A 12,813-nucleotide genomic window follows, 5' to 3' on the forward strand; every position below is an offset into this window, starting at 1 on the left:
CTACTGCGCCCAGAAATGGGGGCCATTGCCCCGCTCATCGAGCATGCGGCCCTCGCGGAAGCGGTCCAGCGTGTGTGCGGCGTTGAGCCGGTGCGGCTCATCCTTCGCGATGGTCCAGGCATGGCACCAACCCGAGCCCGGCGTCGCTTTGAAGCCGCCATAGCACCAGCCCGCCGTCATATAGAGGCCCCGCACCGGCGTCTTGCAGATGTAGAAGGACCCGTCCGGCGTCATGTCCATCACCCCCGCCCAGGACCGCAGCCCGCGCAGCCGGCCGAGCGCGGGGATCATGCTGACGCCCGCGGCATAGACATGTTCGGCTTCGCGCAGCGTGCCGCGCTGGCCGTAGGATGGATACCCATCCAGCCCGCCGCCGAAGACCAACCCACCCTTGTCCGACTGGCTGACGTAGAAATGCCCGGCGCCGAAGGTGACGACGCAGTCGATCAGCGGCTTCAGCCCCTCACTGACGAAGGCCTGGAGGAGGTGCGTCTCGATCGGTACGCGGAAGCCGGCCATTTCGGTCAGCGTGCTGGTGCTGCCAGCGACGGCCAGGCCGACCTTCGGTGCGCGGATCTCCCCGCGCGTGGTGCGCACGCCGTGGATGGCGCCGCCTTCCACGATCATGCCGGTGACTTCGCAATGTTCGATGATGTCGACGCCGCGCGCATCGGCGGCATGGGCGAAGCCCCAGGCCACCGCATCGTGGCGTGCCGTGCCGCCACGTCGCTGCAGCAGCCCGCCCATCACCGGGTATCGGCCGTTGTCGAGATCGACGATCGGGCACATCGCCTTCACGCCTTCACGGTCCAGCAGTTCCGCGTCGATGCCGTTCAGTCGCATCGAATTGCCGCGCCGCATCGCCGCGTTGCGTTGCGCATCATTGTGGAACAGGTTGATGACGCCGCGCTGGCTCATCATGACGTTGTAGTTGAGCGACTGCTCCAGCCCTTCCCAGAGCTTCAGCGAATGCTCGTAGAAATTGTTGTTCTCGGGCAGCAGGTAGTTGGAGCGGACGATCGTCGTATTGCGCCCGGTATTGCCCTGGCCGATCAATCCTCGTTCCAGCACGGCGACATTGCGGATGCCGTGCACCTCGGCGAGGTAGAAGGCGGTGGCGAGGCCATGCCCGCCGCCACCGACGACGATGACGTCATAGGCCGGCTTCGGCGCCGCCTTGCGCCAGGCGGGCTTCCAGCCGGCATTGCCGCGGAGCCCCTCGGTGAGAATGCGAAAGCCCGAATAGCCTGCCATCGGGTTCCTTCATGCGAAACCGGATGAAGGTTAGGGGCGTGTCTTCGGCGCTGGCAAGACGTGCAGGGGTGACGCGGCGCGCATTTCCAGCGAGGATGCTCGCAATGCAAGCAGCAGCGCGATGCCCGATGAGGCGGACGCGCCGGGAGGACAAGGTGATGAAGCCACTCCGCAGGATGCTTCTGTGCGCGGCGACGGTCATGCTCGCGCCGTTCGCGGCCCACGCGCAGGACTATCCCAACCGCCCCATCGTCATCGTCGCGGGCGCGGCCGCGGGCGGGCCGACCGACGTGATCTCCCGCATTGTCGGCGAGGCCATGGCACGCCACCTGCCGCAGCCGGTGGTGGTGGAGAACACGCCACCCGCCAATGTCGGCGCGCAGCGCGTCGCGCAGGCGCGGCCCGATGGCTACACGCTGCTGATGTCGAATGTCGGCCTCGCCGCCGGCGCGACGCTGTTCCGTCGCCTGTCCTTCGACACCGCAACGGGCTTCGCGCCGCTGGGGCTGGTGTCCGATGCGGCGATGACCGTCATCGCGCGGCCGGGCTTTCCGGCTGAGGACATGCGCGGCCTGGTCGGCGAGATCACCCGGCGCGGGGAGGCGCTGAACATCGGCACGGCCGGCCTCGCCTCGGCGGCCAATCTCTGCGCGCTGCTGATGCAGCAGCAGGCGCAGAACCGCATGACCATCGTCGCCTTCCGCGGCACGGCGCCGGCGATCACCGAATTGCTGGCAGGACGCATCGACCTGCTCTGCGACCAGGCGACCAATACCGCGCCCTTCATCCGGGAAGGCCGCATCCGCGCCTATTCAGTGACGAGTCCGGCGCGGCTCGCCGGTATGCCGAACGTCCCGACCACCGCCGAGATCGGCGCGAGCGGGATCACGATGAGCACCTGGCACGGGCTGTTCGCGCCGGCCGGCACGCCGGAGGCCATCCAGCAGCGCATCAATGCCGCCTTGCTCGCCGCCTTGCAGGATGAGCGGCTGCGCGCGCGCTTCGCCGAGCTGCAAACCGATGCGGCGACACCCGAGCGCGCGAGCCTCGCCTTCCACCGGCGCTACCACGTCGAGGAGATCGAGCGCTGGCGGCCGATCATCCAGGCGGCGGGGGCCTACGCCGATTAGCCATCGTCGCCGCGGATTCCCGCCGCGGCGATCACCTGCGCAAAGCGGGTCTCGGAGGTGGCGAGGTTCGCCTCGAACTCCACCGACGTCGTGGCGCGGATGACGAAGCCGAGGGCCTGCAGGCGGTCGCGCACCGCCTGGTCGGCCAGGGCATCGCGCCAGGCTTGTTCGAGTGCCGCCACCGCGGCGTCCGGCGTGCCGGCGGGCACCAGCACGCCCTGCGTGCTCGGTACGTCGAAGCCGGGTGCGACGGTTTCGTGGAAGGACGGCACGCTGGGCATCGCGGGGTCCCGGTCCCGCGTGGAGACCGCGAGCGGGACCAGCCTGCCTTCCCGCACATGCGTCGTCACCGCCGGCAGGGTGATGATCATGGCATCCACCTGCCCGGCCAGCAGGTCGAGCGTTGCAGGCCCGCCGCCGCGATAGGGCACATGCGTGACGCTGACGCCAAGCTCGCGGTTCACCATCTCGCTGATGATGTGGGCGATGCCGCCAATGCCCGGGACGGCAAGCGTCACGCGATCCCCCCGCGTCCGCAGCGCGGCGAAATAGCCCTGGACGTCGGTGATGCCCGAGCGCGGATGAGTGAGAAGCAACTGCGCCGCGCTGACCGTCATGGTCACGGCGCGCAGGTTCGGCCGCGCCTTGCCATGGCGCGCACCGGCCAGGATGTCCTGCAGCACCAGCCCGTCGCCCGAAGCGACGAGCATCGCGTGGCCGTCCGGCGCCGCGCGCCCCATCTGCAACGCGGCGACACGCCCGGCGCCACCGCCCTGGTTCTCGACGATGACGGATTGGCCGAGCAGCGTCGTCAAAGGGCCCTGCGCAGCACGGGCGTGGATGTCGAGCGTGCCGCCCGGCGCGGCGGCTACCAGCACGCGCAGTGGCTGGGACGGCCGCCATGCGGATGCCAGGGCAGGGCACGCCAATACCGTGGCCGCCCCGGCCGCGAAGATCGCCCGACGCTTCAACGCCCGCCCTCCACGGAAGATCACGGCCGGGATGCGACGCGGCATCCCGGCCGGTTCGGCCTCAGGCCTGGTCGAGCCGCTCCGTCACGCGCGGCGGCGACATCGGCAGTGCGGTGAAGCGCACGCCCAGCGCGTCATGGACGGCGTTGGCGATGGCCGCGAGCGGCGGGACGATCGGTGCCTCGCCCACGCCGCGCACGCCCTGCGGGTGCTTGGAGTTCGGGATCTCGAGCATGATCGGCTCGATCATTGGCACGTCGGAGCAGACCGGCATGCGGTAATCGAGGAAGGTCGCGTTATCGACCTTGCCGTTCTTGTCGTAGAGGTATTCCTCGGACAGCGCCCAGCCGATGCCCTGCACCACGCCGCCCTGGATCTGCCCCTCGACATAGGACGGATGCAGCGCGCGGCCGACATCCTGCGCGGCGGTGTAGCGCAGCACGCGGATGATGCCGAGATCGACGTCCACCTCGACATCCACGCAATGCGTGGCGAAGCCGGGGTCGGCGCCGGTGGTGTTGAGCTGGACCTGAGTGCCGATCGGCCCGCCCATCTCATTCGCCTTGGCGGCGAGTTCCTTGAGGGACAAGGGCGGGAACTTGCCGGCATTGTCGCCGGCCGGCAGCGCCATGCCGTCCTCCCACTTCACCGCCTCGGCGTCGATCTTCCAGATCTTCGCCGCGCGGTCCTTGAGCTGGCCGATCACCTTCTCGCAAGAGGCGGTCGCGACCATCGCGGACGCAAAGGTCACGCGGCTGCCGCCTGTCAGATTCGAGAAGCCGATGGTCTGCGTGTCGCCGATGATGACGTTGACGCGGGAATGCTCGATGCCGATCAGCTCGGCGACCACGTTCGCGATCGATGCGCGGCTGCCGCCGACATCCGGATGCCCGGTGGTGACAACGACGTTGCCGTCCTCGGTGATATTCACCTGCACCGAGGATTCGCCGCCCGCATTATACCAGAAGCCGGAAGCGACACCGCGGCCGCGCTTCACGCCGGGCCGCGGGTTCTTGTCGAGCGGCGCCTTGTAGTGCGGATGCTTGCGGATCGCGTCGATCGTCTCGACGAAGGTGACGTCGCCGAAATTCGGCCCGTAGATCGCCTTGTCACCAGGCTTGGCGCTGTTGCGCACCCGCATGTCGAGCGGATCGAGGCCAAGCTTCCCGGCGATCTCATCCAGCACGGATTCGGTCGCGAAGGCGCCGTGCGGCGCGCCGGGCGCACGATAGGCCGCGACCTTCGACCGGTTCGACACCACGTCATAGCCGGTCGAGAGCACGTTCGGGATGGCATAGGCCGCGAAGGAGCAACCCACCGGCCCGCGCAGCGGCGAACCGGGCAGCCCGCCCGCCTGCAGGTAGAAGGTGCCCTGGGCCGCGACCAGCGTGCCGTCCTTCTTGGCGCCGATCTTGACGGTCATGAGCGAGCCGGGCGCCGGGCCCGTCGCGCGCTGCACCTCGTCGCGCGACATGACGATCTTGACCGGGCGGCCCGACTTCTTCGACAGCAGCACCGCGATCGGTTCGAGATAGACGATCGTCTTGGCGCCGAAGCCGCCGCCGATCTCGGCCGGGATCGCGCGGATATTGCTCTGCGGGATGCCCGTGAGCAGCGAGGTCATGGCGCGGACCATGAACTGGCCCTGGCTGGACGACCAGATCGTCACCCGTCCATCCGCCGCGTGGGAGACGGTGCAGGCGTGAGGCTCGATATAGCCCTGGTGCACGGGGCGCGTGGTGAAGGTGCGCTCGACGACGAGATCAGCCTCGGCGAAGCCCTTCTCGACGTCGCCGGCCTTCAGCACCATGGTCCCGGTGATGTTCGACGGCTTGCCCTCGAACTGGTTCCATTCATGCAGGATCGGGGCGTCCGGCTTGATCGCGTCCTCGACCTCGATGGCGTGGGGCAGGACCTCGTAGTCCACCTCGATCAGCGCGCAGGCAGCTTCGGCCACCTTCTCGTTGATCGCCGCGACCGCGGCGACGGGGTGGCCGTGGAACAGTGCCTTTTCCCGCGCCATCACGTTGCGGCACATCCAGCGCATGTCCTGGATGCCGAGCATCACGGATTTGTCGAGCGGGAAGTCCACGACGTCCTTCGCCGTGACCACCGCCTTCACGCCGGGCAGCGCCTCGGCCTTGGAGGTGTCGATGGAACGGATCCGCGCATGGGCATGCGGGCTGCGCAGCATCTTGCCCCAGATCATGCCGGGCATGGTGTTGTCGGCCGAATAGGTCGCGCGGCCCGTCACCTTGTCGGCACCGTCGGGGCGGATCGTGCGGGCGCCGATCCACTTGTTGGACATGTCGTTCATCGCGCGGACTCCCTCATGTCGGCGGCCGTTTCCAGCACCGCCCGGACGATCTTGTCATAGCCCGTGCAGCGGCAGAGATTGCCGGCCAGGCCGAAGCGCACCTCCTCCTCCGTCGGGTCGGGGTTCTTCTCCAGCAGCGCGCGCGCCGAGATCAGCACGCCCGGCGTGCAGATGCCGCATTGCAGTGCTGCCATCTCCAGGAACTTCTGCTGCAGCGGATGCAGCGTGTCGCCCTGGGCCATGCCCTCGATGGTGCCGATCGACTTGCCCTCGGCCTCCACCGCCAGCATCAGGCAGGAACACATCAGACGGCCATCGACCGTGACGGAACAGGCACCGCAATCGCCGGTGCCGCAGCCTTCCTTGGTGCCGGTCAGGCCGAGCGAGCCACGCAGCACGTCGAGCAGGCTGGACGATGCGTCGGTGAGGAACTCCGTCGGCTCCCCGTTGATCGTGGTCGTCACATGCGTCTTGGACATCGTCTCAGTTCCCCCCGGCGCGCGCGGCGGCGATCGCCACGGTGCGCTTCAGCAGCACGCCGGCCACCTTGGTGCGGTAGGCGATGGTGCCACGCTTGTCGTTGATGGGTTTGCAGGCGGCGCGGCAGGCGGCGGCCGCCTTTTCCAGCGCCACATCGTCCAGCCGGGTGCCGACCAGCGCCGCCGCGGCATCCGCGACCAGCAGCACGGTCGGCGCGACGGCGCCGAGGCCGATGCGTGCCGCCTTCACCACCCCGCCTTCCATCGTCAGGTTGGCGCCGAGGCCAACCACGGCAATGTCCATCTCGGTGCGCGGGATCATGCGCAGATAGGCGTCCGACGTCCCCCTCGGCCGCGCCGGGAAGGTGAAGGACACGACGATCTCGCCTGTCGTGAGGTTGGTGCGGCCCGGACCGGCAGGCACCGCTTCCACCGGCAATTCGCGCTTGCCATTCGGCCCCTGGATCGTCACCACCGCGCCCGCGGCGACCATCGCCGGAACGCTGTCCCCGGCCGGCGAGGCGTTGCACAGGTTGCCACCCGGCGAGGCCCGGCCCTGCACCTGCTTCGATCCGATCAGGTTGATCGCTTCCAGCACGCCCGGCCAGGCCTTGGCGAAGCCCTTGTGCTCGGCCAGCACGGCGCCAGCCACCGCGGCGCCGATGCGGAATGCGCCGCCGCCGAGGTCCTCGATCGCCGTCATCGCCGGGATCTTCTTGATGTCGATGATCGTGCCCGGCTTGCGGACGCCGGCGCGCATCTGCACCAGCAGGTCGGTGCCGCCCGCCAGGATGCTCGCCGCACCGGCGGCGGCGGCGAAGGCGCCCACCGCCTCATCCAGCGTTTGCGGCGCCAGGTATCGGATATCTGTCATTCCTGCTTCCCATCCCGTTGCATCCCGCTCGCCCGGGAATGCCAGACATGGCTGCGCCTCGGTCGCAGCCGGCCCTTCAGGCTATGCTGCCCGCGCCGCGCAGCATAGCCCCCCGGCACCATCCGGTTGACAGCGCATGGCCAGGGGCTAGGGCTTGCGGGTCAGGAGAAGGGATCGACCATGGCACGTCACCTCAAGCGCGGCCGCGACGCCGAGGCCCGGGCCGAGGACGATGCGAAGGTCCGCGCGACGGTCGAAGGCATCCTCGCCGACATCGCCGCGCGTGGCGATGCTGCGGTGCGGGAGATGTCGATCCGCTTCGACAAGTGGGACCGTGCGGATTTCCGCCTGACGGATACCGAAATCCGCGACTGCCTGTCGCAGCTTTCGTCCCGGGACCTGGACGACATCCGCTTCGCGCAGGAGCAGGTGCGCAACTTCGCGCAACACCAGAAGGACGCGCTGAAGGATATTGAGGTCGAGACGCTGCCCGGTGTGGTCCTGGGGCACAGGAACATTCCGGTGAACTCGGTGGGCTGCTACGTGCCCGGCGGCAAGTATCCGCTGCTCGCTTCGGCGCATATGTCGGTGGTGACGGCAAAGGTGGCGGGCTGCCAGCGCATCATTACCTGCGCCCCGCCCTTCGAGGGCCGGCCGGCGCCAGCCATCGTCGCGGCGCAGCACCTTGCCGGCGCGGATGTGATCTATTGCCTCGGCGGCATCCAGGCGGTGGGCGCGATGGCGCTCGGCACCGCGACCATCGATCCGGTGGACATGCTGGTCGGCCCGGGCAATGCCTTCGTCGCCGAGGCCAAGCGCCAGCTCTACGGCCGCGTCGGCATTGACCTCTTCGCCGGTCCGACCGAGACGCTGGTGATTGCCGATGAGACGGTGGACGGAGAGCTCTGCGCCACCGACCTGCTCGGTCAGGCGGAGCACGGGCCGAATTCGCCTGCCATCCTGCTGACCAATTCGGAACGGCTCGCGCGCGACACCGTGGCCGAGGTCGAGCGCCTGCTGGCCATCCTGCCCACCGCTGCGGTCGCCCGGAAGGCGTGGGAGGATTACGGCGAAGTGATCATCTGCGACAGCGAGGAGGAGATGGTGCGCGAGGCCGACCGCATCGCCTCCGAGCATGTGCAGGTGATGACGCGCGACCCCGACTACTTCCTGAAGCACATGACGAATTACGGGGCGCTGTTCCTCGGGCCGCGCACCAATGTCTCCTTCGGCGACAAGGTGATCGGCACCAACCATACGCTCCCCACGAAGAAGGCGGCGCGCTACACGGGCGGGCTGTGGGTCGGCAAGTTCATGAAGACCTGCACCTATCAGCGTGTGCTGACGGACGAAGCTTCGGCGATGATCGGGGAATACTGTTCCCGCCTGTGCATGCTGGAAGGCTTCGTCGGCCATGCCGAGCAGGCGAATATCCGCGTGCGCCGCTATGGCGGCCGCAACATCCCCTACGGCACAGCGGCGGACTGAACCATGCGATTGCCGAAGACGCCGAGCTTCCGCCTGGATGGCAGGCGCGCGCTGGTGACCGGGGCGGGGCGCGGCATCGGGTTGGCCGCCGCGGCCGCGCTGGCGGATGCGGGCGCCCATGTCACGCTGGTGGCGCGCAGCGGGGCCGAGATCGAGGACGCCGCCGCCGCCATCCACGCCGCCGGCGGTGCGGCGGAACCGCTGGTGCTCGACGTGCTGGATGTCGCCGCGGCGGAGCGCGCCATCGCCGCCGCCGAGCCCTTCGATGTGCTGGTGAACAACGCCGGCACCAACCGTCCCAAGCCCTTCGTCGACGTCACCCGTGACGATTACGACACGGTGATGGATCTCAATCTGCGCTCGGCCTTCTTCGTCGCGCAGGCGGTGGTGAAGCGGCTGGTCGCGGCCGGGAAACCCGGGTCGATCATCAACATCTCGTCCCAGATGGGCCATGTCGGCGGGGCGAACCGGACCATCTACTGCGCGTCCAAATGGGGCATGGAGGGGATGACCAAGGCGATGGCTGTGGACCTCGCCGCGCATCGCATCCGCGTGAACACGGTCTGCCCCACCTTCATCGAGACGCCGCTGACGCGGCCCTTTTTCGAGGATACGGCCTTCAAGGCGAGCGTGCTGTCGAAGATCAAGCTCGGCCGCATCGGCCAGGTCGAGGATCTGATGGGTGCGATCTTGTTCCTGGCGTCTGACGCCTCGGCGTTGATGACGGGCTCGGCGCTGGTGGTCGATGGCGGCTGGACCGCCGATTAGGGGAGAACAACGCCATGAAGCATTGCATCGTCCAGGATGAAGGCCGGCTGCGCATCGTCACGCTGAACCGGCCCGAGGTGATGAACGCCCTGCATAGCGAGGCGCATCACGAGCTCGAACAGGTCTGGGACGAGTTCGCCGCCAACCCCGATCTGTGGGTGGCGATCGTGACCGGTGCGGGGGATCGTGCCTTCTCGGCCGGCAACGACCTGAAGATCCAGGCAGCGGGCAAGCGCGGTCCATCGGCACGTACCGGCTTCGCCGGGCTCACGCTGCGCTTCGACCTCGACAAGCCGGTGATCGCCGCGGTGAATGGCGTGGCGATGGGCGGCGGCTTCGAGATCGCGCTCGCCTGTGATCTGATCGTCGCTGCCGAGAACGCGGTCTTCGCACTGCCCGAACCGCGCGTCGGGCTGATCGCAGGTGCCGGCGGCGTGCATCGCCTGCCGCGCATGATCGGGCAGAAGCAGGCACTCGGCATGATCCTGACCGGCCGTCGTGTTTCCGCCGCGGAAGGCCACACGCTCGGCTTCGTCAACGAGGTTGTGCCCCAGGGCCAGGCACTGGAAGCCGCGAAGCGCTGGGCATCGCTGATCCTCGAATGCTCGCCGCTCGCCGTGCGGGCGTCGAAGCAGGCGGTCTATGCCGGCATGGACAAGCCGACGCTGCGCGAAGCGATCACGACGATCTACCCCGCTCAGCAGCGCAACCTCGAAAGCGAGGACTACATCGAAGGCCCGAAGGCCTTTGCCGAGAAGCGCAAGCCGAACTGGCAGAACCGCTAGAACGGATCCGCCGGCCCGCCATAGGGGTAGTAGTCGGCGGCCCGCAGATGCTCATAGGGCAGTGCGTCGAGCCGGACCGTACCGAGGAACGGCTCGTCCGGCTCGACCAGCAAGATGGTCGGCGCAAAGCCGCTGTCGTCGAAGCCGCGGCGGAAATGCACGCGCGACTTGATGGCGATGACGTCGTAATCGGCCGGGGACAGGCCGAGGCCCCAGAGTTCGTGCGGTTCCATGATCTGCACGAGGAAGGGGCTGAGGACGACGGCGTTGCCGTTCCCGAAGCGGATCGCGATCCAGTTCTGGCCCCTGCCCTTCGCCCGCGCGGTCGTCGCGTCCGAGACCAGCAGGACCTCGCCGACGATCCGCACCGGCTCTCCGGCTGACGGATCGACCCGGCCGCCGATCTCAAGATCGACAGCGTCGCCCGGCTTCGCACCGGCCAGTGACGCGAACGCCTCCGGCGCGGCGATCGTCGCGACCAGCGTGCGTGACAGCCCCTGTGTCATCACGTCGCGCAGCAGCCAGGTCGCGTAGCCGGACCGGTCGCTGTGGTCGGCGAGCACCACGGGCGCGCGCCCGTCCGCCACGGCCTGCTTCGCGAGCGCCACGCCATCACGGATGCGATGCACCGTCGCGGCTCCCACCAGCTCCGCCCGACGCCGCCACGCCCAGCGCGCCATGTCCTCCGCGACACGACCCGCCAGCGCAGGATTGTCGTTCGCGATCACCTGGAACGTCATCCCCGCATCAGGCACGTCCGACCACGGGAAGCCGAAATAGACGTTGACGAAGAGATCCGGCTCCCGCGCCTCCCACACCATCGCGCGCTGGATCAGGTCGGACCAGGGCGGTGCGCCCGTCCACATCATCACGGTCGGGGCGAGGATCGGCAGCTGCCGGGTCACGCTCGCCGCGCGGTAGTCGCCGCGGATCGCGCGCACCAACATCCGCGCCGCGCGCTGTCCCTGCAGATGCATGTCGTAATGCGGGAAGAACTTCACCGCGAAGGCGAGGTCGGCGTGGCGGAGGAACTCCGCATCCTCATTGCCATGCGGATCGAAGGTCGCGGCAATGCGCGCCTGCGGGCCAAGCACCGCGCGCACGCGCTTTGCGATCTCCGCCTCGGGCCGCGGCACGCCACGCACGCCCATCGCGCCATGCAGGGCAAGATAGGCGCCGTCGAAGGGCCCCTGCGCCTTCAGGTCCTCGATCTGGCGGCCAACGAAGGTCTCGAAGGCCTCATTGGTAATCCAGCCTGACCCGGTGCCCGTCTTCGGCCATAGCGGCGATTCGATGCCGACCAGCTCCACGCCGTCGAACTCGCGCGCCACCTGCACGAAGCCGCCCATGTAGCCCTTGGGATCGGTGGCGAGCAGCGCCTCCCCCGCCGCGGGGGAACCCGGATAGCGGAAATCGTCCTCCGTCGTGTCGAAAGGTAGGAAGGTGACGGTCTCGTGCGCGAACTGCAGGACGGCGATACGCATGGTCAGAAGCGATCGGCGCGGTAGGGCGTGGGATCGATGAAAGGTGTCTCGCCGCCCATCATCTCCGCCAGCAGGCGCCCGGTCGTCGGCCCCAGGGTGAAGCCCTGATGGGCATGACCGAAGGCGCACCAGGCGCCAGGCTGCCCGGGCAGCGGGCCGATGATCGGCAACATGTCCGGCGTGCAGGGTCGCACGCCCATCCAGGGTTCGCGTTCCACCGCATCGCCCAGCGGCAGCAGGGTGCGCGCGACAGGTTCCGCACGCGCCAACTGCACCGGCGTCGGTGCCTCGTCGATACCCGCGAATTCGGCGCCCGTCGTCAGTCGCACGCCGGCGCGCATGGGCGCCAACAGGAAGGAACTCTCGGTATCCAGTATGGGCCGGTTCAGCACCGCATTGCCCTGCAGGGCGAAATGCTTGTGGTAGCCGCGCTTGCCGAAGGTCGGCGGGTCGTAGCCAAGCGGCTTCGTCACCTTGTTGGCGAAGGCGCCGAGCGCGACGACGACCTGCTCGGCCTCCGCCGGCCCATCGGCCGTCTGCACGCGCCAACCGGCGTCCACGCGGGTCAGCGACGCCGCATCGCCGACCACAAAACGCCCGCCGGCCTCCGCGAAGCGCCGCGCATAGGACATTACCAACCCATGCGGATCGCTGACCGACACCGGATCGGTCCAGTGGATCGCGCCATGGCGGGTCTTCAGCAGGGACGGCTCGGCGGCCGCCAGGCCCTTGCTGTCCATCGTGGCGAAGTTCACGCCGTGCAGCCGCTTGCCTTCCTCGGCCCTGGCCAGCGCGGCGGCGAAGCTCGCCTCATCGGAGAACATGCGGATCCAGCCGATTGGCCGCAGCAGCGGCATGGCGTCGGTGCCGTGCGCGATGGCGTAGTGCTCGTCGAGGCAGGTCTCGATCAGCTTCGCATAGGCCTCGGCGATGCGGGCGTAGCGATGCGGCTCGGAATTCCACCAGTAGCGGAGCAGCGGCGTGGCGAGCCCCGGCAGCGCGCCCCAGTGGTAATAGGCATCGATCGACTTGTTGCGCGCGATGCGCATGATCTCGGACATGTCGCGCGGGAAGGGATGCGGGTGCACCGCCTCCCGCTGGATCAGTCCGCCATTGCCGAAGGATGCGCCGAGACCGGGCTCCTGCCGGTCCACCAGCAGCACGTCATGGCCGCGCCGGCGCAGATGCAGCGCCACCGAGACCCCCACCATGCCCGCGCCAAGAACGATCACCGATGCCGGCATGCCCACAAGGCCCCCTTGA

At 68.6% G+C, this 12,813-nt stretch carries 11 protein-coding genes; 4 read left to right on the forward strand and 7 right to left on the reverse strand.

Features of this window, described 5'->3' with window-relative positions; genetic code table 11:
• Positions 1–1,254 carry a sarcosine oxidase subunit beta family protein gene (locus tag AC2YHJ_RS10230; protein ID WP_487395790.1) on the reverse strand — a complete coding sequence of 418 codons (1,254 nt, stop codon included), beginning with the start codon at positions 1,252–1,254 and terminating at the stop codon, positions 1–3.
• A 158-nt stretch (positions 1,255–1,412) separates the two neighbouring features.
• On the opposite strand from AC2YHJ_RS10230, the gene AC2YHJ_RS10235 reads away from it, so the two are divergent.
• Positions 1,413–2,384, forward strand: coding sequence for a tripartite tricarboxylate transporter substrate-binding protein (locus tag AC2YHJ_RS10235; RefSeq protein ID WP_487395791.1), 972 nt, complete (start codon positions 1,413–1,415; stop codon positions 2,382–2,384).
• Here AC2YHJ_RS10235 and AC2YHJ_RS10240 read toward each other — a convergent pair.
• From AC2YHJ_RS10240 to AC2YHJ_RS10255, 4 genes are read right to left on the reverse strand one after another with little or no spacing between them, the layout of a single operon-like run.
• Positions 2,381–3,400 (reverse strand): Bug family tripartite tricarboxylate transporter substrate binding protein, encoded by a 1,020-nt coding sequence (locus AC2YHJ_RS10240; protein WP_487395792.1) that lies wholly within the window; start codon positions 3,398–3,400, stop codon positions 2,381–2,383. The two genes, AC2YHJ_RS10235 and AC2YHJ_RS10240, sit on opposite strands and share 4 nt — an antisense overlap.
• 16 nt (positions 3,401–3,416) lie before the next feature.
• Entirely contained in the window at positions 3,417–5,672 is a 2,256-nt protein-coding gene (locus AC2YHJ_RS10245; protein ID WP_487395793.1) for a xanthine dehydrogenase family protein molybdopterin-binding subunit, read from the reverse strand.
• Positions 5,669–6,151, reverse strand: a complete 483-nt coding sequence (locus AC2YHJ_RS10250; protein ID WP_487395794.1) for a (2Fe-2S)-binding protein — start codon at positions 6,149–6,151, stop codon at positions 5,669–5,671. Before AC2YHJ_RS10250 ends, AC2YHJ_RS10245 begins: the two co-directional genes overlap by 4 nt.
• A 4-nt stretch (positions 6,152–6,155) precedes the next feature.
• A complete protein-coding gene (locus tag AC2YHJ_RS10255) occupies positions 6,156–7,025 on the reverse strand; it encodes an FAD binding domain-containing protein (RefSeq protein ID WP_487395795.1) in 870 nt (289 codons plus the stop codon).
• A 180-nt stretch (positions 7,026–7,205) separates the two neighbouring features.
• On the opposite strand from AC2YHJ_RS10255, the gene hisD reads away from it, so the two are divergent.
• The 3 genes from hisD to AC2YHJ_RS10270 are packed head-to-tail and all read left to right on the forward strand — an operon-like array spanning position 7,206 to position 10,066.
• Positions 7,206–8,513, forward strand: a complete 1,308-nt coding sequence (gene hisD, locus AC2YHJ_RS10260; protein WP_487395797.1) for a histidinol dehydrogenase — start codon at positions 7,206–7,208, stop codon at positions 8,511–8,513.
• Between the two features lie 3 nt (positions 8,514–8,516).
• A complete protein-coding gene (locus AC2YHJ_RS10265) occupies positions 8,517–9,281 on the forward strand; it encodes an SDR family NAD(P)-dependent oxidoreductase (protein ID WP_487395798.1) in 765 nt (254 codons plus the stop codon).
• A 14-nt stretch (positions 9,282–9,295) separates the two neighbouring features.
• Positions 9,296–10,066: an enoyl-CoA hydratase-related protein gene (locus AC2YHJ_RS10270; RefSeq protein ID WP_487395799.1), complete on the forward strand. Its 771-nt coding sequence runs from the start codon at positions 9,296–9,298 to the stop codon at positions 10,064–10,066.
• Here the strand turns inward: AC2YHJ_RS10270 and AC2YHJ_RS10275 are convergent.
• Together AC2YHJ_RS10275 and AC2YHJ_RS10280 are read right to left on the reverse strand one after the other, a co-directional pair.
• Complete coding sequence (locus tag AC2YHJ_RS10275) at positions 10,063–11,550, reverse strand: M81 family metallopeptidase (protein ID WP_487395800.1); 1,488 nt, start codon at positions 11,548–11,550, stop codon at positions 10,063–10,065. The two genes, AC2YHJ_RS10270 and AC2YHJ_RS10275, sit on opposite strands and share 4 nt — an antisense overlap.
• A gap of 2 nt (positions 11,551–11,552) precedes the next feature.
• The gene (locus tag AC2YHJ_RS10280) at positions 11,553–12,794 is read right to left on the reverse strand and encodes an NAD(P)/FAD-dependent oxidoreductase (RefSeq protein WP_487395802.1); all 1,242 of its coding nucleotides are present in this window, start codon (positions 12,792–12,794) and stop codon (positions 11,553–11,555) included.
• Positions 12,795–12,813 lie beyond the last annotated feature (19 nt).

The sequence above is a fragment of the Roseomonas sp. SRI_022 genome, from assembly GCF_057586215.1.

Excerpts from the sequence above, each read along its gene's own strand:
- AC2YHJ_RS10245 (WP_487395793.1), bottom strand. The coding sequence starts at position 5,672 with ATGAACGACATGTCCAACAAGTGGATCGGCGCCCGCACGATCCGCCCC.
- AC2YHJ_RS10235 (WP_487395791.1), top strand. The coding sequence starts at position 1,413 with ATGAAGCCACTCCGCAGGATGCTTCTGTGCGCGGCGACGGTCATGCTC.
- AC2YHJ_RS10250 (WP_487395794.1), bottom strand. The coding sequence starts at position 6,151 with ATGTCCAAGACGCATGTGACGACCACGATCAACGGGGAGCCGACGGAG.
- AC2YHJ_RS10270 (WP_487395799.1), top strand. The coding sequence starts at position 9,296 with ATGAAGCATTGCATCGTCCAGGATGAAGGCCGGCTGCGCATCGTCACG.
- AC2YHJ_RS10255 (WP_487395795.1), bottom strand. The coding sequence starts at position 7,025 with ATGACAGATATCCGATACCTGGCGCCGCAAACGCTGGATGAGGCGGTG.
- AC2YHJ_RS10230 (WP_487395790.1), bottom strand. The coding sequence starts at position 1,254 with ATGGCAGGCTATTCGGGCTTTCGCATTCTCACCGAGGGGCTCCGCGGC.
- AC2YHJ_RS10275 (WP_487395800.1), bottom strand. The coding sequence starts at position 11,550 with ATGCGTATCGCCGTCCTGCAGTTCGCGCACGAGACCGTCACCTTCCTA.
- AC2YHJ_RS10265 (WP_487395798.1), top strand. The coding sequence starts at position 8,517 with ATGCGATTGCCGAAGACGCCGAGCTTCCGCCTGGATGGCAGGCGCGCG.
- AC2YHJ_RS10240 (WP_487395792.1), bottom strand. The coding sequence starts at position 3,400 with ATGCCGCGTCGCATCCCGGCCGTGATCTTCCGTGGAGGGCGGGCGTTG.
- hisD (WP_487395797.1), top strand. The coding sequence starts at position 7,206 with ATGGCACGTCACCTCAAGCGCGGCCGCGACGCCGAGGCCCGGGCCGAG.
- AC2YHJ_RS10280 (WP_487395802.1), bottom strand. The coding sequence starts at position 12,794 with ATGCCGGCATCGGTGATCGTTCTTGGCGCGGGCATGGTGGGGGTCTCG.